At 64.0% G+C, this 21,007-nt stretch carries 19 protein-coding genes; 15 read left to right on the plus strand and 4 right to left on the minus strand.

Going from position 1 to position 21,007, the window contains the following annotated elements:
* Positions 1–205 precede the first annotated feature (205 nt).
* Both ABIB73_RS33320 and ABIB73_RS33325 read left to right on the plus strand, forming a co-directional pair.
* On the plus strand, positions 206–328 hold the full coding sequence (locus ABIB73_RS33320) for a hypothetical protein (protein WP_354231151.1): 123 nt from the start codon (positions 206–208) through the stop codon (positions 326–328).
* A 6-nt stretch (positions 329–334) separates the two neighbouring features.
* Positions 335–490: a hypothetical protein gene (locus ABIB73_RS33325; RefSeq protein WP_354231153.1), complete on the plus strand. Its 156-nt coding sequence runs from the start codon at positions 335–337 to the stop codon at positions 488–490.
* Between the two features lie 234 nt (positions 491–724).
* Here the strand turns inward: ABIB73_RS33325 and ABIB73_RS33330 are convergent, their stop codons facing one another.
* Entirely contained in the window at positions 725–1,639 is a 915-nt protein-coding gene (locus tag ABIB73_RS33330; RefSeq protein WP_354231155.1) for a LysR family transcriptional regulator, read from the minus strand.
* Between the two features lie 129 nt (positions 1,640–1,768).
* On the opposite strand from ABIB73_RS33330, the gene ABIB73_RS33335 reads away from it, so the two are divergent.
* From ABIB73_RS33335 to ABIB73_RS33345, 3 genes are all read left to right on the plus strand, one after another.
* Positions 1,769–2,998: an MFS transporter gene (locus ABIB73_RS33335; protein WP_354231157.1), complete on the plus strand. Its 1,230-nt coding sequence runs from the start codon at positions 1,769–1,771 to the stop codon at positions 2,996–2,998.
* Between the two features lie 92 nt (positions 2,999–3,090).
* Complete coding sequence (locus ABIB73_RS33340) at positions 3,091–3,504, plus strand: (R)-mandelonitrile lyase (RefSeq protein ID WP_354231159.1); 414 nt, start codon at positions 3,091–3,093, stop codon at positions 3,502–3,504.
* 2 nt (positions 3,505–3,506) lie between these two features.
* Positions 3,507–4,523, plus strand: coding sequence for a zinc-dependent alcohol dehydrogenase family protein (locus ABIB73_RS33345; protein WP_354231235.1), 1,017 nt, complete (start codon positions 3,507–3,509; stop codon positions 4,521–4,523).
* 216 nt (positions 4,524–4,739) lie between these two features.
* On the opposite strand, the gene ABIB73_RS33350 is transcribed toward ABIB73_RS33345, so the two are convergent.
* Positions 4,740–6,470 (minus strand): methyl-accepting chemotaxis protein, encoded by a 1,731-nt coding sequence (locus ABIB73_RS33350; protein ID WP_354231161.1) that lies wholly within the window; start codon positions 6,468–6,470, stop codon positions 4,740–4,742.
* 145 nt (positions 6,471–6,615) lie between these two features.
* Positions 6,616–6,762 carry a hypothetical protein gene (locus ABIB73_RS33355; RefSeq protein ID WP_354231163.1) on the minus strand — a complete coding sequence of 49 codons (147 nt, stop codon included), beginning with the start codon at positions 6,760–6,762 and terminating at the stop codon, positions 6,616–6,618.
* A 26-nt stretch (positions 6,763–6,788) separates the two neighbouring features.
* Here ABIB73_RS33355 and ABIB73_RS33360 point away from each other — a divergent pair, with 26 nt between their 5' ends.
* From ABIB73_RS33360 to ABIB73_RS33375, 4 genes are all read left to right on the plus strand, one after another.
* Positions 6,789–8,171 carry an ethanolamine ammonia-lyase subunit EutB gene (locus ABIB73_RS33360; protein WP_354231237.1) on the plus strand — a complete coding sequence of 461 codons (1,383 nt, stop codon included), beginning with the start codon at positions 6,789–6,791 and terminating at the stop codon, positions 8,169–8,171.
* A gap of 163 nt (positions 8,172–8,334) precedes the next feature.
* Positions 8,335–9,924 (plus strand): B12-binding domain-containing radical SAM protein, encoded by a 1,590-nt coding sequence (locus ABIB73_RS33365; protein WP_354231164.1) that lies wholly within the window; start codon positions 8,335–8,337, stop codon positions 9,922–9,924.
* Positions 9,925–9,930: 6 nt separating this feature from the next.
* Positions 9,931–10,713, plus strand: coding sequence for an ethanolamine ammonia-lyase subunit EutC (gene eutC, locus ABIB73_RS33370; RefSeq protein WP_354231166.1), 783 nt, complete (start codon positions 9,931–9,933; stop codon positions 10,711–10,713).
* 207 nt (positions 10,714–10,920) lie between these two features.
* On the plus strand, positions 10,921–13,287 hold the full coding sequence (locus tag ABIB73_RS33375) for an efflux RND transporter permease subunit (protein ID WP_354231168.1): 2,367 nt from the start codon (positions 10,921–10,923) through the stop codon (positions 13,285–13,287).
* A gap of 276 nt (positions 13,288–13,563) precedes the next feature.
* Here the strand turns inward: ABIB73_RS33375 and ABIB73_RS33380 are convergent, their stop codons facing one another.
* Positions 13,564–14,061 (minus strand): hypothetical protein, encoded by a 498-nt coding sequence (locus ABIB73_RS33380; RefSeq protein WP_354231170.1) that lies wholly within the window; start codon positions 14,059–14,061, stop codon positions 13,564–13,566.
* Positions 14,062–14,520: 459 nt separating this feature from the next.
* Between ABIB73_RS33380 and ABIB73_RS33385 the strand changes: the two genes are divergently transcribed.
* The 6 genes from ABIB73_RS33385 to ABIB73_RS33410 all read left to right on the plus strand — a co-directional run bounded on the left by ABIB73_RS33385 (position 14,521) and on the right by ABIB73_RS33410 (position 20,703).
* Positions 14,521–14,754 carry a hypothetical protein gene (locus ABIB73_RS33385; protein WP_166817451.1) on the plus strand — a complete coding sequence of 78 codons (234 nt, stop codon included), beginning with the start codon at positions 14,521–14,523 and terminating at the stop codon, positions 14,752–14,754.
* Positions 14,755–14,943: 189 nt separating this feature from the next.
* Entirely contained in the window at positions 14,944–15,828 is an 885-nt protein-coding gene (hpnC, locus tag ABIB73_RS33390) for a squalene synthase HpnC (RefSeq protein WP_354231173.1), read from the plus strand.
* Positions 15,818–16,657 carry a presqualene diphosphate synthase HpnD gene (gene hpnD, locus ABIB73_RS33395; protein WP_354231174.1) on the plus strand — a complete coding sequence of 280 codons (840 nt, stop codon included), beginning with the start codon at positions 15,818–15,820 and terminating at the stop codon, positions 16,655–16,657. The genes hpnC and hpnD overlap by 11 nt, the downstream gene beginning before the upstream one ends.
* Complete coding sequence (gene hpnE, locus ABIB73_RS33400; protein WP_354231176.1) at positions 16,657–17,925, plus strand: hydroxysqualene dehydroxylase HpnE; 1,269 nt, start codon at positions 16,657–16,659, stop codon at positions 17,923–17,925. The genes hpnD and hpnE overlap by 1 nt, the downstream gene beginning before the upstream one ends.
* 64 nt (positions 17,926–17,989) lie before the next feature.
* A complete protein-coding gene (shc, locus tag ABIB73_RS33405) occupies positions 17,990–19,957 on the plus strand; it encodes a squalene--hopene cyclase (RefSeq protein WP_354231178.1) in 1,968 nt (655 codons plus the stop codon).
* A complete protein-coding gene (locus ABIB73_RS33410) occupies positions 19,954–20,703 on the plus strand; it encodes a phosphorylase (protein ID WP_354231180.1) in 750 nt (249 codons plus the stop codon). Before shc ends, ABIB73_RS33410 begins: the two co-directional genes overlap by 4 nt.
* Positions 20,704–21,007: the final 304 nt, after the last annotated feature.

Raw genomic sequence — 21,007 nt, forward strand, 5'->3', positions numbered from 1 at the left:
GCTCCCGTGCCGGGGCTTTTCGTTGTCGAAGCACGCAAGGATGGGGCAGGTTTTACAAAGCCCGTCCTTGAGTCATCGCTGCGTAGGCGGACGCAGCAGGCTCGGGCCGGCACTTCGCCTTTTGCCCCGCTTGCAACATTCCAGTCGGATGGAAGCGGCATGACTAGCCCGTATAGTACATCGCCAGATAGAAGCTTCCGATGAAATGCTGGATGTTCGATCGGACGCCATCCTCACCTTCACGATCCCCCAGCCTTTGATTGTGCTGTCGCCGACCATTCAGGTCGATGTCCTCGGCAAGGCGCTGACGCAGGTCGAAAATGCCTGATGGTTGGTGTCCCTGCGCAATCCGGCCATCATCTGCATGCCGCTGTCGTTCGGTATCGCGATCGTGGTCTCGCTGATGACGACCGAGACAAATGCGGATGCGACCTTTGCGGCAATGCAGGAGCGCATCCTGTTTCGACGACGCCCGGCACGGCAGGAATAGGCCGAAGAGCGGGCGAAAGCGCCTGCGTCGAAGCGCCATCCTCCGCCGCATGCGGTTGACTGGCTGCACCCGGCGCACGCTGGAATAGATGTGACGGTGCGCGGTCTCCCGCATATCCTTCGGCAAGCCGCTCGCCGAACAGGGCTCGGTGGGAGGAGATCGAATCGTTGGTGAGATCGCGCAGGCGCGGCCGTTCCTCCTTCGAGCCTGTACTCATAGATGGCAATCTCCCGGCTACGAGCCGCGTTTTCCTTGCCGTATTTCATGATGCCGCAGCGCGTCGACAATCACTTTGAATGCAGCCGAGTTCTGGCGCGAGGTTGGATAATAGACATAGTAGCCATCGAACTTCGGCGACCAGTCGTCGAGCAAGATGACGAGTTCTCCGGACCTGACGTGCTGCGCCACCATGTCTTCGGGGACATAGGCGATGCCGAAGCCCTTCACGGCGGCATCGATCATCGCGCGTGAATCGTTGAAGGTCACTTGCCCCTCGACCCGTACCCGCAAGTCAGGACCGTTCTTGGCGAATTCCCACACATAATGGCCGCCGGCCGCCTCACGCCGCTTGATGCAGATGTGATTCAAGAGATCCTGCGGATGCTTTGGTTTGGGATGCTCGCTCAGATATGCGGGCGAGGCGACCGCGACAAGCCGCCAATCCGGGCCGATGCGCACGGCGATCATATCTTTCTCGAGGCTCTCCCCAAGGCGGATGCCTGCATCGAAACCGTCTTCGACGATGTTGCGGAAGGCCGTGTCGAGGCTGAACTCGACCTTGAGATCGGGGTATTTTTTCAGCACCGGCGACAGCTTTGGCCAGACGACCGTGTCAAGCGCATGATCCGAGAGCGTGATCCGGACGGTGCCCGACGGCTTGTCGCGCAGGGACATCAGCGCCGCGATATCGCGCTCGATTTCTTCGATGCGGGGCGCAACCGACGCCTGAAGCCGCTCGCCCGCTTCGGTCAGGCCGACGCTCCGGGTCGTACGCGTGAGGAGACGCAGGCCCATCTGCGATTCCAGGCGCTTGATGGTATGGCTGAGCGTCGACTGCACGACGCCCAGTTTCGCGGCGGCCTTCGTAAAGCTGCGCTCGCGGGCGACGGCTACGAAAGCCAGCAAATCGTTGAAATCCTGGGTTGCCATGCTTCTACTATTCATGGCCCAGATCGATCAATGCAAGCAAATTATGTCGGCTAATCGAACGCCGCCCCCGGCCCTATGTGTTGCCATGAACAGCGCCAATTTGGGCGCTTCTCGACACATGGATACCCGATGGAAGTCACGACCAATCAGAAGGCCACGCAGCCAATGGCCGCGTGGAGTGCGGTTTTCGCGCTGTCGCTTTGCGCCTCGACGCTCGTCGCGTCCGAGTTCATGCCAGTCAGTCTGCTCACGCCGATCGCCAGCGGCCTTCACCTGACGGAAGGACAGGCAGGACAGGCAATTTCCGTTTCGGGGCTGTTTGCCGTTCTGGCCAGTCTGCTTATTTCAGCGGCGACGTCTGGTTTCGATCGTCGCTCGCTCTTGCTGTGGCTGACCGGCCTGATGCTAGTGTCCGGCGTCATCGTAGCCTTTGCTCCCAATTATCCTGTCTTCATCGCCGGACGGGCGCTTGTCGGGGTCACGATTGGCGGTTTCTGGTCGCTGTCCGCCGCGACGATGATCCGCCTGGTCCCGACCACCGATGTGCCGCGCGCTCTTGCAGTTCTGAATGGCGGCAATGCGCTCGCGACCACGATTGCCGCGCCGCTCGGCAGCTTTCTCGGTCAGTACATCGGCTGGCGCGGTGCGTTCTTCTGTGTTGTTCCCGTCGCCGCGCTGACCTTTGTCTGGCAATTCCTCACGCTGCCCAAAATGCCGATCCAGAAGCGGGGCAGTGCGACGGCAGCGTTCAAGGTCTTGCGCCGCCCGCAAGTGCCTTACGGCATGCTCGCAGCGGCGCTGTTCTTCCTCGGACAGTTCGCACTCTTCACGTATTTGCGGCCGTTCCTCGAAACGGTGACGCGCGTCGATGTCACCACGATCTCGGCGCTTCTTCTCCTCATGGGCGTTGCGGGCCTCATCGGCACGTCGATCATCGGGTTCGTCATCCGCGAACGTCTCTACGCGTCCCTCATTGTCATGCCGCTCGCGATGGCTCTGGTTGCCGTCGCAGTGACGGCATTCGGCTCGTCACCGATTGCAATTGCCCCGCTGATGTTCCTGTGGGGCTTCATTGGGACGGCGGCGCCCGTGGGCTGGTGGACATGGGTCAGCAAGGCGCTGCCCGATGATGCGGAAGCAGGCGGCGGCCTGATGGTGGCGGTGGTGCAACTGGCCATTACCACGGGAGCGGCCGGCGGCGGCGTGCTGTTCGATAGCAGCGGCTATCGGGCCACTTTCCTGTTCAGCGCCGTCATCCTCGCTCTCTCGTCTTCCGTCATCCTGATCGGAGCGCTTCGCCGCAAGGCAAAGCTTGACTTGCAATGCACTCCTTGTCCGTCGGCAAGCTCGGCCCTGTGACGAAACTCTCGGGAGGTTCTTCACAATGTCGAAAACAGGCGCGCCTTAGGTCACTGGCACGCGTTGTAGCGACGACCTCAAGGAGGCATTAGATGCAAATAAAGCAAGCAGGCTCTCAACCTTCAGCCCGGGGCCCGGCGGAGTATTTCACCGGCGCGGTCCGCGTTGATCCTTTGTTTCAGGCCGTCGATCCTTCTCGTGTTTCCGGCGCCCACGTCACCTTTGAGCCCGGCGCGCGGACGGCGTGGCACTCGCACCCGTTTGGCCAAGCGCTCAGTGTCACTTCCGGCCTTGGCTGCGTGCAGCGGTGGGGCGGTCCGATCGTGGAGATCCGCCCGGGCGACGTGGTGACGTTCGAGCCAGGCGAAAAACACTGGCACGGCGCGTCTGCAAACACGGCCATGGGCCATATCGCCATTCAGGAGGCGCTCGGCGGCAGCCCGGTCGCGTGGATGGAGAAGGTAAGCGACGAACAGTACGGCGACCACGCCGGAAAAGGAGAATAGCAATGAAAGCAACCGTCCTCTACGGACCCGGCGATGTCCGTTACGAAACCGTCGACGATCCCAGAATCATCAACCCGACCGACGCCATCATCAAGCTGTCGGCAACCTGCATCTGCGGCTCAGACCTCTGGCCCTATCGCGGGCTTCAGCCGAATGAAGGTCCTGCGCACATGGGTCACGAATATTGCGGCGTCGTCGTCGAAGTCGGTAGCGCGGTGCGGACCATCAGGCCCGGCCAGTTCGTCGTCGGCTCGTTCTGCCTTTCGGACAATACCTGCCCGCATTGCAAGTTCGGTTTTCAGTCGTCATGTGAACAGCGCGAGTTCATGTCGGGCGCGCAGGCGCCTTACGCACGTGTACCGCTTGCGGACGGCACGCTCGTCGCGACGAGGGAGGTGCCGGGAAGCGAACTCATCCCACATCTGCTCGCGACCTCTGACGTGCTCGGGACCGGCTGGTACGCAGCGGACGCTGCAAACGTGAAAGAAGGCTCAACGGTCGTGGTGGTCGGCGACGGGGCGGTCGGCCTCATGGGCGTGCTCGCGGCGAAAGAACTGGGCGCGGAGCGCATCATCGCCATGAGCCGCCACAAGACGCGGCAGCGTCTGGCCAAAGATTTCGGCGCGACCGATATTGTGGTCGAGCGCGGCGCCGAAGGCATCGCGCGCGTCAAGGAGCTGACCCGGGGCGTCGGCGCCGACTCGGTGCTCGAATGCGTCGGCACCCAGGAAGCCATGTCGCAGGCTCTCGAATGCGCGCGTCCGGGCGGCAGCATCGGCTATGTCGGCGTTCCCCATGGCGTGACTTTCGAAGGCCAAGCTTTGTTTTTCGGGCAGCGCCGGATGTTGGGCGGCCCGGCTCCGGTGCGGCGGTTCTTGCCCGATCTGATGGACCGGGTGATCAAAGGACGCATTCAGCCGGGCAAGGTGTTCGATCTCACGCTGCCGATCGACAAGGTCGCAGAAGGCTACAAGGCGATGGACCAGCGCCGCGCGATCAAGACGCTTCTGACGGTGTGAGGGCGGGGCTTGTTAGGGTGGGACGGCGACACCGCCATGATGCGATCATGCCGGTGTTTTGCCCGACGAGTCAAACGCATTTCGTAAAATCAGCAGCTGTCGCATCGGCAGTCAAGCCATTGATAAAGCTGACACCGGCTACTGTGCATGGGGTTGTTTTCGAGTTTTTTTGTCAGAGCATGCCCGCCGCCGGCTTCGACAGCGGTGGATGCGCCGTCACCCCGCCTTGGCGGCGCGGTTGTCCGACCGCAAGTTCTGGAAGAACTTCTCGACCTCGCGCGACAGCGTCTCCGCCGTCGCGGTCAGGCTGCTCGCCGCCGTCAGCACGGAGGATGCCGCCGTATCGGTCTCGCCGATGGCGTCGCGCAGCGAGGTGATGTTGGCGACCAGCGTCTCGTTGCCTTGAGCTGCCGATTGCGCGTTGGAGGAAATCTCGCGCGTGGCGGCGTCCTGCTGGCCGACGGCGCCGGCAATCGCCGACGTCACCTCGTTGATCTCGCGCACCGCGCCGCCGATCTCGCGCACGGCGTCGACCGCGTTGCGGGTGGAGGCCTGGATCATGGCGACATTCTCGCTGATGTCGGCGGTCGCCTTGGCGGTCTGCCCTGCCAGCGCCTTCACTTCATGGGCGACGACGGCAAAGCCGCGGCCGGCGTCGCCGGCGCGTGCAGCCTCGATGGTGGCATTGAGCGCGAGCAAATTGGTCTGCTCGGCGATCGCCTGGATGAGATTGAGCACGCCGTCGATGCGCTGGGTTGCTGCGGCAAGGCTCTCGATCTCGGTGATCGATTTCTCGGTGCGCTGGCCGGTTTGCTCGACCGCGCCGGCGCTCTGCCGCACCTGGCGGCCGATCTCTTCGACTGACGCGGACAACTCCTCCGCAGCGCTGGCCACTGCGGTGACGTTGCGCGAGGCCTGTTCGGTGGCGTTCGCCGCGGTGCCAGCGCGGCTATTGGCATCCGCGGTGACGCGCGTGATGGTCTGCGCGGTCTCGCGCATGACCGAAGCGTTGTTGGTGAGGCCGCGCATGACCGCGCCGATCGCATCGCGAAACTCTTCGACGGAGCTTTCGATGTGGCGGGCGCGCTGTTCGCGTGAAGCTGAGTCCTGCGAGACCTGCGAGGCGAGGTTGCGGTTGCGCCCCATCGCGTCCTGGAAGACCTGGATAGCGCGGGCGAGCGCGCCGATCTCGTCGGCTCGGCCGCAGTGCGGCACCACGACATTCTCGGCGCCGTCGGCAACCTGCTTGATGGTTGCGGTGATCGCGGCGAGCGGCCGCGCGATCGAACGGGCGATGATGACGATGCCGATGACGACGAGAGCCAGCGCGACGCCGCCGAGGCAGGTCAGCACCAGCGACAGGATGCGGTTGGTCTCGGTCTGCTGCGCGATCTGCCTGGCGCGCTCGGCATAGACCTTGGACAGCGCCTCGAGATCCTTGTTCAGCGCCGAACGCACGGCGCGGTTGGCGTCGTTGTCGCCCCATTCGCGGCCCGCGGCCGGGCCGATCTCGATGCCGCGGCGGACCAGCTCCTTGCGGAAGTCGACGAACTGCTCGATGCGCTTCTTGAAGGTGGCGAACTGCTCGGCATCGTCGGTTTTGACAATGGCTTCCCAGCGCTTCACGACGTCGAGGATCTGCGCGTTGAACTTGAGCAGGCCCTCGCCGTATTTCTTCACGACGGCCGGCTCGGTCGACATGTAGACGCCGCGCGACTCCATCACGACCGCATAGACCAGCGAGTTGACGCGCTCGACGTTCAGCGCGGCCGCGTTCGCCGTCTCGATCGCGGCGGTCAGCTCGGCGCTGCGGCGGCTGTTGTAGTCGGACAGCATCGCGATCGCCGCCGTGAGCAGAGCAAACAGCGCGAAGATCGCGTAGAGCTTGGTGGCAAGCGTGAAACGGCCTGCCAGGCCGGTGGCATTCCCAGATCGGTCGGTTGTCATGGTGTTCGGGGCCCGAATGGCCGGAAGCGGCCGGAGAGCGCGGTCGTGTAAAATTGATGTAAAACTATGCAGAATGAAGATGGACGTCGCGTTAACGCGCAAGCCTGGGGTGCACGTCCCCCGGCCGAGGGAAATACGTGCTATCTCAGTAATCTGGAGTGATCTTATCGGTTTCCGGCAGATCGACCCGGGGATCGCCCGGAATGCCCCAAACATCGGCGTGCACGGAAGCCGCCAAGCGCGTATTCCCTGACGTCAGGGCCGCCTCTAAAATCGATCTGGAGTCGGTCATTGGCCGACGAACCTGCGGAGGTGCCTTTGGTCTACCGCCACACCATCGACGCCACGACCTACACATTCCCCGATCTGCGCGACCTCCTCGCCAAGGCGACGCCACCGCGCTCCGGCGATCGGCTGGCCGGCATTGCGGCCGCGAGTGCCGAGCAGATGATCGCGGCGCGGATGGCGCTCGCCGACGTCCCGCTCGGGCAATTCTTGCAGGAAGCCGTCATCCCCTATGAGGTCGACGAGGTCACCCGCCTGGTCATCGACAGCCATGACGTGAAGGCCTTCGCGCCGGTCGCCTCGCTGACGGTCGGCGGCTTTCGCGATTGGCTGTTGTCGGATGCCGCGACGCCCGAAGTGCTGCGCAAGCTGGCGCGGGGCGTCACCCCGGAAATGGCCGCTGCGGTCTCGAAGCTGATGCGCAACCAGGACCTGATCCTGGCGGCGCGCAAATGCGAGGTGATCACCGCCTTCCGCAACACCATCGGCCTGAAGGGTCGGATGAGCACGCGGCTCCAGCCCAATCATCCCTTCGACGATGCCAGGGGCATCACGGCCTCGATCCTCGACGGCCTCCTGCTTGGCGCCGGTGACGCCTGCATCGGCATCAATCCGGCGAGCGACGACCCCGCCGTGATCACCCAATTGTTGCGGCTGCTCGACGAGATCATCGCGCGGCTGGAGATTCCGACCCAGGGCTGCGTGCTGACCCATGTCACGACGACGCTGTCGCTGATCGGGCAGGGCGTGCCGGTCGATCTCGTCTTCCAGTCGGTCGCCGGCACCGAGGCCGCCAATCGCAGTTTTGGCATCGACCTCGCTCTGCTGAAGGAGGCGCAGGCGGCCGGACTGTCGCAAAAGCGCGGCACGGTCGGGCAGAACGTGATGTATTTCGAGACCGGGCAGGGCTCGGCGCTGTCGGCCAATGCGCATCATGGCGTCGACCAGCAGACCTGCGAGGCACGCGCCTATGCTGTCGCCCGGGCCTTTGCCCCGCTGCTGGTCAACAGCGTGGTCGGCTTCATCGGCCCCGAATACCTCTATGACGGCAAGGAGATCATCCGGGCGGGGCTCGAGGATCACTTTTGCGGAAAGCTGCTCGGCCTGCCGCTCGGGATCGACATCTGCTACACCAACCATGCCGAGGCGGACCAGGACGACATGGACAATCTCCTGACGCTGCTCGCTGCTGCCGGCGTCACCTTCATCATGGGGGTGCCGGGCGCCGACGACGTCATGCTGAACTACCAGTCGACGTCTTTTCACGACGCGCTCTATGTCCGCGACGTGTTCGGTGCGGCCCGCGCGCCGGAGTTCGACGACTGGCTGGCGCAAACAGGCATTGCGGGGACCGATTTCCGGCTTGCCGGCGACGCGGGCCTGTTGCCCGATTTCGCCTCGCGGCTGATCGCGTAAGGCCGCGAAATCTTCCACATACCGACGTGAACCGATGAAACCATTGGTACGTCTCACGAATTGGAGCAACGTCACAATATTGAAGAATTTGGGGATCAGCGTTACGCTATGTGTCAGGATGTCTCCTCTCTATCGTCTGTAGAATGTCGTTGAGGGAAGTTCGATGAGAGCTGAAAGCAACGGAACGGTGCGGCGTATCCTCTGCGTCTTCCCCCGTTACACGTCGTCCTTCGGTACATTCGAACACTCCTATCCTTTGACCGATGGCGTCCGCGCCTTTATGCCACCGCAGGGATTGCTGCTGCTCGCGGCCTATCTGCCGGAGGAATGGCAGGTCAAATTCGTCGACGAGAACCTCCGTCGTACGACCCGGGAAGAGTTCGAGTGGGCGGAGGCGGTCTTCGTCAGCGGCATGCACATCCAGCGCCAGCAGATGAATGACATCTGTCATCGCGCTCATGACTTCGATCTTCCGGTCGCGCTCGGCGGCCCCTCGGTCAGCGCCTGCCCGGACTACTATCCATCCTTTGACTATCTCCATGTCGGCGAGCTCGGCGACGCCACCAACGAGTTGATCGAGATCCTTTCACACGATACCTCGCGCCCCGAGCGGCAGGTGGTGCTGAACACCAGGGATCGCATTCCGATGACGGAATTTCCGATCCCGGCTTATGAACTTGCCGACGTGAAGAAGTACTTCCTCGGCAGCATCCAGTATTCCAGCGGCTGTCCCTATCAGTGCGAGTTCTGCGACATCCCCGGCCTCTACGGCCGCAATCCGCGCATCAAGTCGCCCGAGCAGATCATCGCAGAGCTCGACCGCCTGCGCGAATGCGGCATGACGGACACGGTCTATTTCGTCGACGACAATTTCATCGGCAACCGCAAGGCGGCGATGGACTTGCTGCCGCATCTGATCGAATGGCAAAAGAAGACCGGCTACGTGGTGCGGCTCGCTTGCGAAGCGACGCTCAACATCGCCAAGCGGCCCGAGATTCTGGAGAAGATGCGTGAGGCCTATTTCATCACCATCTTCTGCGGCATCGAGACGCCCGATCCCGACGCGCTGAAGGCGATGCACAAGGACCACAACATGATGGTCCCGATCCTTGAGGGCGTGCGCACCATCAATTCCTACGGCATGGAAGTCGTGTCCGGCATCATCATGGGCCTCGACACCGACAAGCCGAATACATCGGACGCGCTGCTTAGGTTCGTTGAAGAATCCCAGATTCCATTGCTCACCATCAATCTGCTCCAGGCGCTACCGAAGACACCGCTGTGGGACCGGCTGGAGCGCGAGGGGCGGCTGGTCCAGGACGACGACGGACGGGATTCCAATGTCGACTTCCTGCTGCCTTATGATCAGGTCGTTTCGTCATGGAAGCAGTGCATGGGTAGCGCCTACGAGCCCGAAAAGGTTTATGCGCGATTCCAATATCAATGTGACCACACCTATCCTAACCGCATGAAGATGCCGGTACCGGACGAGATGAAGACCTGGCCCAACATCAGGCGGGGCCTGATCATGCTGCGGAACATCTTCTGGAAGGTTGGTGTGCTCGGCGACTACAGACGCGTGTTCTGGAAGTTCGCGCTGGGTCGCATCCGGCGCGGCGACATCGAAGGCTTGATCGGCTGCACCTTGATTGCGCATCACCTGATCAAGTTCGCGCGTGCGGCCTCGAGCGGCCAGCAGAACGCATCGAACTATTCGATCCGGCTGCGCGAGGCCTCCGTTCCTGCCGAATGATGCGACATGTCTGATCCGGCCGTCCCGCGCCGCTCGACCCTCGATCTGCGGTCGTTCACGCCCGCGCGCGTCGCGCTCGGGCGCAGCGGGTCGAGCCTGCCGACAAAAGCCCTGCTCGATTTCACCCTGGATCATGCCCGTGCTCGTGATGCCGTGCATGCAGCGTTCGATACGCCGCTTCTGGTCGCAGGCCTCGGCGAACTCGGCTTTGCCGCTACCGAGGCTAAGAGCCGGGCGGCCGACCGCAGGGATTATCTGCGCCGGCCGGACCTCGGGCGGCAGCTCGATGCCGGCTCGGCCGAGGCGCTGGCGCACGGCGCCAGCGCGCCGTGCCAACTCGCGCTCGTCATCGGCGACGGATTATCGGCGGCGGCGGTCCATCTGCACGCGGTCGCGCTGGTGAAGAGTCTCTTGGCCCCGCTCGCGGCGAACAGCGGCGTCGCGATCGGCCATGTCGTCGTCGCCTCAGGCGCACGTGTCGCGCTCGGCGACGAGATCGGCGCCATTCTCGGCGCGCGCATGGTCGTGATGCTGATCGGCGAGCGGCCGGGCCTGTCCGCGCCCGATAGCCTCGGCGCCTATCTGACCTTCGCCCCGAAGCCGGGCCTGACCGATGCCGAGCGCAACTGCGTCTCGAACATCCACCACGCAGGGTTGAGCTATGACGAGGCGGCCTTCAAGATCGCCTGGCTCGTCCGCGAGGGACTGGCGCGGGAAGTCACCGGCGTGGCGCTCAAGGACGAGAGCGGTGATCCCCCGGCTCGAATCGGGACGATCCCGCCGGAATGACCGATATCAAGGGCCGAAATCGCCGCATGTTGATCCAATTTGTGCGCTTGCGCGCGCTTGCGAGAGGGCGTTTGGACCTGCTAAACCCGTCGCGGCGATTTCCCGCGCTTTTTCAAAGGGCAAGCCTCCCATCTGTATGGCGTTTTCAAGCCGATATGCGGGGCGCATAAGCTCACTGACCGAACCGATTTAGGAACTGGACAAGGCATGCTCGAAAAGCACAGCGAGAGTGAGGTTCATGTCGACAAGGTCGAGCAGGGGCCTACGTCCTCCATCGCCTTCGGGCTGGAGCGCATCGGGCTGATCGCCGTCCGCGCGCCGGTCGTCTCCTGCATCATCCTGCTCGCGCTGATCGTCGGCGCCGTGTTCGGCATCGAGCGGATCAAGATCGACGATTCGCTGTCGCAGCTGTTCCGTTCCAATTCCCGCGAATTCCACCAGTATGAAGAGGTCACGAAGAAGTTCCCGGCCGAAGAATTCGACGTCCTCGTCGTGGTCGAGGGCAAGACCCTGCTGGCGCGGAACAACCTCGAGAAGCTGCGTGACTTCGTCACCGACTTGCAACTGGTCGAGGGCACGCGCGGGCTGGTCTCGCTGTTCTCCGCGCGCCAGGCGCCGGCGCCGGGCAAGCTGCCTGCCGCCCTGTTCCCGGGCGAGCTGCCCGAGGGCGCGGCCTATGACAAGTTCATCGAGACCGTCAAAGCCAACGAGATCATCCGCGGCAAGCTGTTGTCGGAGGACGGCACGCTCGCGCTGATCGTGCTGTCGCTCGATCCGGAGGTGGTCGCCTCCAGCAAGCTCACCAAGACCGTCGGCGCCATTCGCGCGCTGATGAAGGAGGATCTCGGCGACACCGGGCTCAGCGTACAGCTCTCCGGCGTGCCGGTGATGCAACTCGAGATCCGCAACGCGGTCGAGCGCGACGGGCTCACCTACAACATCCTCGGCATTCTCGCCGGCTGCGTCATCGCCATCGTCTTCTTCCGAAAGATCTCCTTCATGGTGGTGGCGGCGTTCCCGCCCATGATCGCGATCCTGCTGGCGCTCGGCGCACTCGGCTGGGCCAACTTCAACCTCAACATGTTCCTGAACGTGATGACGCCGCTCATCATGGTCATCAGCTTCTCGGACTCGATGCAGCTCACCTTCGCCGCACGCGACCGGCTGATCGCGGGACAGGACAAGTTCACCGCGTTCAAGAACGCGGTGCTGGTGGTCGGGCCGGCCTGCGTGCTGACGCATGGCACCGCCGGCATTTCCTTTATCGCGCTCCAGTTCTCCGACTCGGACTTGATCCGCAAGTTCGGCGAGGCGGGCCTTGCCGCCACCATCATTGCGCTGGTCGCAGTGCTGTCGCTAGTGCCGGTGTTTGGTGTGCTGTTGGTGCGCAACGAGAAAGTCTTTGCGACCAAGTTCCAGAGTGCGGATGCCGGCGTGCAGGCACTGCGCAATTTCTGCTACTGGATCGCGGTGCGCATGGTGGGCCGTCCCGGCCTGTTCAGCCTGATCGCGGTGCTGTTCGTCGCCAGCCTCGGCGTCGTCTACGCCAATCTTCAGCCGCGCTACCGGCTTGCAGACCAGGTGCCGGACAAGCGCCAGGCCGTGGCCGCCAGCAACCGGCTCGACGCCAAATTGACCGGCGCCAATCCGGTCAACGTCCTGATCCAGTTCCCCAAGGGTGAGTCGCTCTACTCGCCGGAGACCCTGCAAACCATCGCGGACGTTCACGCGACCGTGGAGAAGGCAGCCGGCGTCGGTAACGTCTGGTCGCTCGAAACCCTGCGCCGCTGGCTTGCGGAAAAGGCCGGCAGCGGCGACGTCGCAACGCTCAAGGAGTATGTCAGCCTCATTCCCGAGCATCTGGTGCGGCGCTTCATCGATGCCGACCAGGATGCCGTCGTGGTCGCAGGCCGCGTGCCCGACATCGACTCCAGCCAGCTCTTGCCGGTCGTGGACAAGCTCGATGCCGAGCTCGACGCCGTCCGCAAGAAGCATCCCGGCTATGAAGTGGCGGTCACCGGTCTTGCCGCGATTGCTGCGCGCAACTCGGCCGGCATGATCGAGAAGCTCAACCGCGGGCTCACCGTCGAATTCGCGCTGGTCGCGATCTTCATCGGGCTTGCCTTCCGCTCCTGGGTTGTGATGTTCGCCTGCATCCTGCCGGGCATCTTCCCGGTGGTGATGTCGGGAACGGTGCTGTGGGCGATGGGCGAGGGGCTGCAATTCGCCAGCGTCGTGGCGCTGACCGTTTCGTTCGGCCTGGGCTTGAGCGCCACCATCCACTTCCTCAACCGCCTCAGGCTGGAGAGCAAGCCAGGCGTCGGCTCGGCGCTCGCGGTCGAGCGTGCAACCGTGCTGGTCGGCCCGGCGTTGATCCTGACCACGCTGGTGCTGGCCTGCGGCCTCGTCGTCACGGTGTTCTCCGACCTGCCGTCGCTCCGGCTGTTCGGCTGGCTCAGCGCCTTCTCGATGGTGTCGGCCCTGGTGGCGGACCTCTTCATCCTGCGGCCGACGGCGATGTGGCTGATCAATCTGCACGCCAGGCTTCAGGGCCCCGACAAGCCCGCGATCTAAGCGGGCGGCCAAGAGCCGCCTCACGCTCACGCCTCGACGCGGACGATCCCGTAAGGGTTGAATTTGAAGTCGTCCTCGGCGTAGTCCGATTGTCGTGAGAGGCTGAGCCTGCGATCAGTCAACGTCGCATCGACTGACGGTTGATCATTGGCGAGGCGCGATTGGCCGCGAATAGCCCGATTGCCGTGAGCAGGTTTCTGCGAATGTGGTCCATGTCAGCAAAAAGCCCCGGCTCGCGAGAACCCGGGGCGTGTTTCTTTCGAAGCGGGAAGGGCGTCAGCCCTTCGTCATCGTGATGTTGACGCCGCGGATCTCTCCCTTGGAGGAGATCTGCACCGTCTGCTTGGTGCCGTTGGTGCGCAGCGTCAGGTTGGCGGCAAAGCCGTTGGCCTCGACAAACACGTCGATCTGGCCGCCGCCGGCGGTGCCCTGGAGGTTGCCGAAGATGTTGCGGCTGGACTCGCTCCAATTGCCGGAGATGCGGTCGCCCTGGCTCGTCACGTCGCTGGTGAGGTCGAATTTGTAGCTGTCGCTGGCGCAGTGCAGGGCCTGTTTCAGGTTGAGGCCGGCGCCGCCCACCTTGTAGTCCGCCTTGCAGCGAATGCGCTCGGTCGAGCCGTCGGACAGCGACACCGTGCCGGTGCCGGTCCACGCGCCATCGAAACCGGCGAACGGTCCGGACGACTGAGCATGGCTTGCCGAAACCGAGAAGAGCAGTGCAGCGCCAATACCGGCCGCCTTGATCGCCTGTCCAGATCGCCCAAAGAAATTCATCGCCAATATCCCGTTTTGGAACCACGTCCGCTTATGACAGGACGTCTCGCCACATCGAAAGTTTAGTGTTCCGAGCCTGTGTCAGGTTCAAAGCCTAACCGTCCACGATGTCAGGCTCGCAAAGCGCTCTTGCCATGGTCTGCGCCCTGATTCCCCGTGTTTCTGTGTGTTTCTGGCAGAAAAAGCGGATGGGACAGATGCAGCTCTGCAACAGGTGTCCAGCAAAACGCGACATGCCCGAATTATGACGTAGTATCAAGCTCTTACATCTGCCAATGAAGATCGAGGGAAGACCTGTTCTGATAGGCGTGGCGCCAATTTGGCCGCATTTACCAGCGCTTGTGCCTTCTCCGGTGCCGCTCTCTCCGCGGCAACTTGCCATCAGAACAATCCGTTCCCGTCGTCCGCCGTCTGCTGTCCGGGACCGGTGCGATTCTGCCGTCAGAATGAAGGAATACAATGCGTAAGCTTCTCGTCGCTCTCACCCTGCTGTCGGCCTCCCTTTCTACGGCCGCGTTCGCCCAGCAAGGGCGTGGCACGGACGCCGAGCAGAAGGCCTGCACGCGCGATGTGCAGAAGTTCTGCCGTCCGGTCATCGACCAGGGCGATTTCACCGTCCTGGCCTGCCTCAAGGAGAACCGGGCCAAGATCTCGCAGGCCTGCGACCAGGTCCTGAAGAACCACAACCAGTAAGCTCGCCCGCTGGCCCACAAGGCGGATCCTGGACCGCCTTTTCGGGCCGGATCCGCAGGGCAGCCATCGAGAGACAGGATTGGTTTTGCGGCCGTATTCCCCTATATGGGGGCCGCGGCGGCACCGCCGGCGCGAGCCCGTGCGGGCGAAAAAAGCCTTCCTGTCCAAACGATTGTTGACCAGCCCTCGATGACCTCTGCGAGCGAATTGCGATCCGGCAAAGGTGACCGCGACGAGAATTTTCCCGTCGCGTCCTGGATCATTCATCCCCGTCATCGCGCGCTGATCCTGGCGTATTACAATTTCGTCCGCACGGCCGACGACATCGCCGACCACGCGACGCTGCCACCTGACCAGAAGCTGGCTTATCTCGACCTGTTCGAGGCGGAACTGCTCGGCAAGGGCGATACCCAGGCCGAAGCCGTCGCCCTGCGGCGCGCGCTCGCCGAACGCGGCATGGCGCCGCGCCATGCGCTCGATGTGCTCGTCGCGTTCCGCATGGACGTGACCAAGCTGCGTTACGAGACCTGGGACGAAGTCATCCACTATTGCCGTTATTCGGCGATGCCGGTCGGCCGCTTCATGCTCGACGTTCACGGCGAGAGCACCTCGACCTGGGCCGCGTCGGATGCACTCTGCGCCGGCCTTCAGATCAACAACCACCTCCAGGACTGCGGCAAGGATTTTCGCGAGCTCAACCGCGTCTATCTGCCGCGCGATGCGCTGGCTGCATGCGGCGCGTCGGTCGAGCAACTCGGGCTGACCTACTCGCCGCCGGCGATGCTGGCCTGCCTTCAGGCGCTCGCCGTGCGCAACGAAGCGCTCCTCAACGAGGGCAAGTCGCTGACCGCGGAGATCAGGGATGTCCGCCTCGGCGTCGACGTCGCGGTGATCCAGGCCTATGCGGACCGCATCGTGCGCCTGTTGAAGGTGCGCGATCCCCTGCGCGAGCGGGTGCATCTGAACAAGTTTGAGCTCCTCACCTTCAGCCTCGCCGGAATGATCGGCGAAGTCGGCCGCCGCGCGATCGGCCGCAAGGCCGTTTCCAGACCGGGGACTGCCCATGACGCTTGAGGCGACCACGCCCGGCGCCAGTTATGGCTCGACCGCATCCGGCAGCTCGTTCTATGCCGCGATGCGCATCCTGCCGCGTGACCAGCGCGAGGCGATGTTCCAGATCTACAGCTTCTGCCGCCAGGTCGACGACATCGCCGATTCCGACGGCCCGCGCGACGAGCGGCTCGCCGCGCTCCAGGTTTGGCGCAACGACATCGATGCGCTCTATCAGGGCCACCCGCCGGCGCGGTTGAAAGACTACGTCGCCTCTGTGAGGACCTTCGGGCTGAAGCGCGAGGATTTCCTCGCCATCGTCGACGGCATGGAGATGGACGTGCCGCAGGACATCCGCGCGCCCGACATGGCGACGCTCGATCTCTATTGCGATCGGGTGGCGAGCGCCGTGGGGCGGCTGTCGGTGCGGGTGTTCGGCCTGCCGGAAGAGGACGGCATTTTGCTTGCCCATCATCTCGGCCGCGCGCTCCAGCTCACCAACATCCTGCGTGACATCGACGAGGACGCCGGTCTCGGTCGGCTCTATCTGCCGCGCGAGGCGCTGCTGCACGCCGGCATCACCTCAACCGATCCGAACCGCGTGATCGTCGAGCGCGCGCTGCCGAAGGTCTGCCTGCCGCTGGCGCAGCGCGCGAAAGCGCATTTCGAGCAGTCGGACGAGATCATGAACCGCAACAGGCGCCGCGCCGTGCGCGCACCGCGGATCATGTCGAAATACTACCATGCCATTCTGGACCTCCTGATCGCGCGCGGCTTCAACGCGCCGCGCGAGCCGGTGCGTGTGTCGAAGGTCACACGCTTCGCGATCCTGCTCCGTTACGCTTTTTTCTGATGCAAAACACAGCTCACATCATCGGCGCTGGAATTTCCGGCCTCTCCGCCGCTGTGCGGCTCGCCAATGCCGGCTTCAAGGTCGCCGTGCACGAGGCGACGCACCAGGCTGGCGGCCGCTGCCGTTCCTATTTCGACGGCGCCACCAATCTCACCATCGACAACGGCAATCATCTGCTGCTGTCGGGCAACAGCCATGCGCGGGCCTATGCGCGCGCGATCGGTACCGAGGCCGGCCTGGTCGGGCCGGAGCGCGCGCAGTTTCCGTTCGTCGATATTGCGACCGGGCAGCGCTGGCAGATCGATCTCGGCGACGGCCGGTGGCCCGCCTGGGTGCTCGACGAGAGCCGCCGCGTTCCCGACACCGGCTTGATGGACTACCTCAAGCTGGCGCCGCTGATCTGGGCGTCGGAACAGACGCTGGTCGGCAAATCCATTCCTTGCGAGGGCACGCTCTATCAACGTCTGGTGCAGCCGCTGCTGCTTGCTGCGCTCAACGTCGATCCGCCCGAGGGGTCTGCCGGGCTTGCCGGCGCGATCGTGCGCGAGACGCTGCTTGCCGGCGGCCAGGCCTGCCGTCCCCTGATCGCGCGCGACGGCCTCAGCGCCGTGCTGATCGAGCCCGCCGTAAAATTTTTGCAGGAGCGCGGCCACTCGGTTCAGCTCGGCCATGAGCTGCGTTCCTTCGTCACCAGTGACGGCAAGGTCGGCGCGCTGAATTTCGGCGGCGAGGATTTGATCCAGCTTGGTGCTGGCGACGTGATCGTGATGGCGGTGCCGCCGCGCGCGGCTGCGAGCCTGCTGCCGGGTCTGAAGACCCCGACCGAATTCCGCGCCATCGTCAACGCGCATTTCCGCGTCGAACCGCCGCCGGGCGCGGCTCCGATCCTGGGCGTGATCGGCGGGACCGTCGAATGGCTGTTTGCGTTCCCGAACCGGCTTTCGGTGACGATCAGCAATGGCGACCGTCTGGTCGACATGCCGCGCGAGGAACTCGCGCAGGTGATCTGGAACGACGTCTGCAAGGCGGGTGGCGTGTCCGGTGAGTTGCCGTCTCAATTGCCCCCTTGGCAGATCGTGCGCGAGCGCCGTGCTACTTTTGCCGCAACGCCGGCGCAGAATGCCCTGCGTCCCGGGCCGGTCACCGCGCTGAAAAACCTGTTCCTGGCCGGCGATTGGACTGCTACGGGATTGCCTGCAACCATCGAGGGATCGGTCCGGTCCGGTGATCGCGCCGCCGATCTGGTTTTGGCCGCCAAAGGATCCTGAAAAGCGGCCCTGACGGGCATTTGTCCCGGTCAATTGCAATCAACTATCGGAGTAATCGAGCGAGATGGATTCCGTGAACGCGACCGCCCGCGAAACTTTGGAATCGAAAATATTGGAATCGAGCATTGCGTCGGCCACGCAAGGCGTCCTCGGCTTTCAGCAACCCGACGGCCATTGGGTGTTCGAGCTCGAGGCCGATTGCACCATTCCGGCCGAATATATCCTGCTGCGCCACTATCTCGCCGAGCCGGTCGATAGCGTGCTCGAAGCCAAGATCGGCAACTATCTTCGCCGTGTGCAGGGCGCCCATGGCGGCTGGCCGCTGGTGCACGACGGCGCGTTCGACATGAGCGCCAGCGTGAAGGCCTATTTCGCGCTGAAGATGATCGGCGATTCCACGGACGCGCCGCACATGGTGCGCGCGCGCGAGGCGATCCACGCCCGCGGCGGCGCCATTCACAGCAACGTCTTCACCCGCTTCATGCTCGCAATGTTCGGCGTCATGACCTGGCGCGCGGTGCCGGTGCTGCCGATCGAGATCATGCTGCTGCCGTTCTGGTCGCCATTCCACATCAACAAGATCTCCTACTGGGCGCGCACCACCATGGTGCCGTTGATGGTGCTCGCCGCGCTCAAGCCGCGCGCGAAGAATCCGAAGGGCGTCGGTATCGACGAGCTCTTTCTCGGGGATCCGCGCTCGATCGGCATGACCGCGAAGGCACCGCACCAGAGCATGGCCTGGTTCGTGCTGTTCCGCGCGCTCGACGGCATCTTGCGCGTGGTCGAGCCGATGTTCCCGAAGAGCCTGCGCAAGCGCGCCATCGACGCGGCGCTCGCCTTCACGGAGGAGCGGCTCAACGGCGAGGACGGTATGGGTGCGATCTATCCGCCGATGGCCAACATCGTCATGATGTACGACGCGCTCGGCAAGGACGAGAATTATCCACCGCGCGCGACCACGCGCCGCGGCCTCGACAAGCTGCTCGTGATCCGTGACGACGAGGCCTATTGCCAGCCCTGCGTCTCGCCGATCTGGGACACAACGCTGACCGCCCACGCATTGCTTGAAGCCGGCGGCGACAAGGCGGTGCCTGCGGCCCGGCAGGGCCTCGACTGGTTGATCCCGAAGCAGGAGCTGGAGGTCAAGGGCGACTGGGCGGTGAAACGGCCCGGGACCCGGCCTGGCGGCTGGGCTTTCCAGTACAACAACGCGCACTATCCCGATCTCGACGACACCGCCGTGGTGGTGATGTCGATGGACCGCATGCGCCGGGAGCACGGCGTTGCCGGCTATGACGCGGCGATCGACCGCGGCCGGGAGTGGATCGAGGGCATGCAGAGCGACGATGGCGGCTGGGCCGCCTTCGACGTCAACAATCTCGAATACTACCTCAACAACATCCCGTTCTCCGATCATGGCGCGTTGCTCGATCCACCGACCGAGGACGTCACCGCGCGCTGCGTCTCGATGCTGACTCAACTCGGCGAGACCGCGAAGACCAGCAAGCACGTCGCCGACGGGGTCGCCTATCTCAGGAAGACCCAGCACCCGGAGGGATCCTGGTACGGCCGCTGGGGCATGAACTTCATCTACGGAACCTGGTCGGTGCTCTGCGCCCTCAATATGGCTGGGGTTCCCCACACCGACCCGATGATGCGCAAGGCGGCCGGCTGGCTGGCCTCGATCCAGAACAAGGACGGCGGCTGGGGCGAGGACGCGGTCAGCTACCGCCTGGACTACAAGGGATGGGAGGCTTCCTCCTCGACCGCCTCGCAAACGGCATGGGCCTTGCTTGCCCTGATGGCGGCTGGCGAGGTTGATCACCCGGCCGTCGCCCGCGGGGTGGAGTACCTGATTGCAACACAGAACGAAAAAGGACTCTGGGACGAGCAGCGCTATACCGCCACAGGCTTTCCCCGCGTATTCTATCTGCGGTACCATGGTTACCCGAAGTTCTTCCCGCTGTGGGCGCTGGCGCGGTATCGGAACTTGCGGAACACCAACAGCAGGGTGGTAGGGGTCGGAATGTGACTTTGGGGATGGGGGACTATGTTACCGCGGGTCATGCCATCGACCCGCGGCCGATATTGATCGTGACCGGTCTGGTTCAGGAGGCCCGCATTGCGGCCGGGCCCGGAATGGCGGTCATCTGTTCGTCCAGCAGCCCGACCCAGTTGCGGGCGCTGCTGACGGTGCTGGATCCCGGGACGATTCGCGGCGTCATCTCGTTCGGCGTGGCCGGCGGGCTCGACCCGACGCTGCGCTCCGGCGACGTCGTGGTGGCGACCGAGGTGCTCGCGGGCGACACCCGCTGGGCGGCCGGCCTGTCGCTCGGCGACGACCTCATCGACCGCCTGACATCGGGCCGCCGCCGCGTCGTGCGCGGCAGCCTTGCCGGCGCCGAGGAAGTGGTCACCGGGCGCTCCTGCAAGGCGGCGCTGCATTCGGAGACCGGCGCCTCTGCCGTCGACATGGAAAGCCACATCGCAGCGGCCTACGCCGCTGAGGCGGGCTTACCGTTCGCCGCGGTCCGCGTCATCAGCGACCCCGCCCATCGCGCGCTGCCCGCGCTCGCCCGCGCCGCGATCAAGCCGAACGGCCAGATCGACCTCGCCGCGGTCCTGCGCGGCATCGTGCGCAATCCGGCGACGCTGCATGCGCTGGTCTCGACCGGCCTCGACTTCAACCGCGCGCTGCGCTCACTTCGCGGCTGCCGCGACTATTTGATCGGGACGGAGCTCATCGAGAGCGAGGCCTTGGTGTCGAAGGCGGCCTGAGCGGGGTAGTCTGTTAAAAGAAAAGGCCCGGTCGCCATTGGCGATCGGGCCTTTTCTTTTGGGTGTCCCTAGCGACTTGTCCGCCGAAGCTAAGAGCGAAGGCGCAATCTGAGTTCGTCCAAGCAGCGCACGCTTTTCAGGATTCTCGCACTACCAATCTTACTGCGTCGGCAGTGTCCCGTGCTCATGGTGACGATAATCGCCTGAAGGAAGACGGCGAGGCGGTTGAGGCTTGCCAAGCCTCTGGCGACTACCGGGCTGCCCCGGCTGGCGCGGGCACATTGCGAATGCCCAGACGGTTCGT

This window comes from Bradyrhizobium sp. F1.4.3 (genome assembly GCF_040548375.1).
Lineage (GTDB): Bacteria > Pseudomonadota > Alphaproteobacteria > Rhizobiales > Xanthobacteraceae > Bradyrhizobium.

What these genes read in the sequence shown, in the direction of transcription:
- ABIB73_RS33320 (WP_354231151.1), top strand. Translation starts at nt 206, where the DNA reads ATGCTGGATGTTCGATCGGACGCCATCCTCACCTTCACGATCCCCCAG.
- ABIB73_RS33330 (WP_354231155.1), bottom strand. Translation starts at nt 1,639, where the DNA reads ATGGCAACCCAGGATTTCAACGATTTGCTGGCTTTCGTAGCCGTCGCC.
- ABIB73_RS33335 (WP_354231157.1), top strand. Translation starts at nt 1,769, where the DNA reads ATGGAAGTCACGACCAATCAGAAGGCCACGCAGCCAATGGCCGCGTGG.
- ABIB73_RS33340 (WP_354231159.1), top strand. Translation starts at nt 3,091, where the DNA reads ATGCAAATAAAGCAAGCAGGCTCTCAACCTTCAGCCCGGGGCCCGGCG.
- ABIB73_RS33345 (WP_354231235.1), top strand. Translation starts at nt 3,507, where the DNA reads ATGAAAGCAACCGTCCTCTACGGACCCGGCGATGTCCGTTACGAAACC.
- ABIB73_RS33350 (WP_354231161.1), bottom strand. Translation starts at nt 6,470, where the DNA reads ATGACAACCGACCGATCTGGGAATGCCACCGGCCTGGCAGGCCGTTTC.
- ABIB73_RS33355 (WP_354231163.1), bottom strand. Translation starts at nt 6,762, where the DNA reads ATGACCGACTCCAGATCGATTTTAGAGGCGGCCCTGACGTCAGGGAAT.
- ABIB73_RS33365 (WP_354231164.1), top strand. Translation starts at nt 8,335, where the DNA reads ATGAGAGCTGAAAGCAACGGAACGGTGCGGCGTATCCTCTGCGTCTTC.
- eutC (WP_354231166.1), top strand. Translation starts at nt 9,931, where the DNA reads ATGTCTGATCCGGCCGTCCCGCGCCGCTCGACCCTCGATCTGCGGTCG.
- ABIB73_RS33375 (WP_354231168.1), top strand. Translation starts at nt 10,921, where the DNA reads ATGCTCGAAAAGCACAGCGAGAGTGAGGTTCATGTCGACAAGGTCGAG.
- ABIB73_RS33380 (WP_354231170.1), bottom strand. Translation starts at nt 14,061, where the DNA reads ATGAATTTCTTTGGGCGATCTGGACAGGCGATCAAGGCGGCCGGTATT.
- ABIB73_RS33385 (WP_166817451.1), top strand. Translation starts at nt 14,521, where the DNA reads ATGCGTAAGCTTCTCGTCGCTCTCACCCTGCTGTCGGCCTCCCTTTCT.
- hpnC (WP_354231173.1), top strand. Translation starts at nt 14,944, where the DNA reads ATGACCTCTGCGAGCGAATTGCGATCCGGCAAAGGTGACCGCGACGAG.
- hpnD (WP_354231174.1), top strand. Translation starts at nt 15,818, where the DNA reads ATGACGCTTGAGGCGACCACGCCCGGCGCCAGTTATGGCTCGACCGCA.
- hpnE (WP_354231176.1), top strand. Translation starts at nt 16,657, where the DNA reads ATGCAAAACACAGCTCACATCATCGGCGCTGGAATTTCCGGCCTCTCC.
- shc (WP_354231178.1), top strand. Translation starts at nt 17,990, where the DNA reads ATGGATTCCGTGAACGCGACCGCCCGCGAAACTTTGGAATCGAAAATA.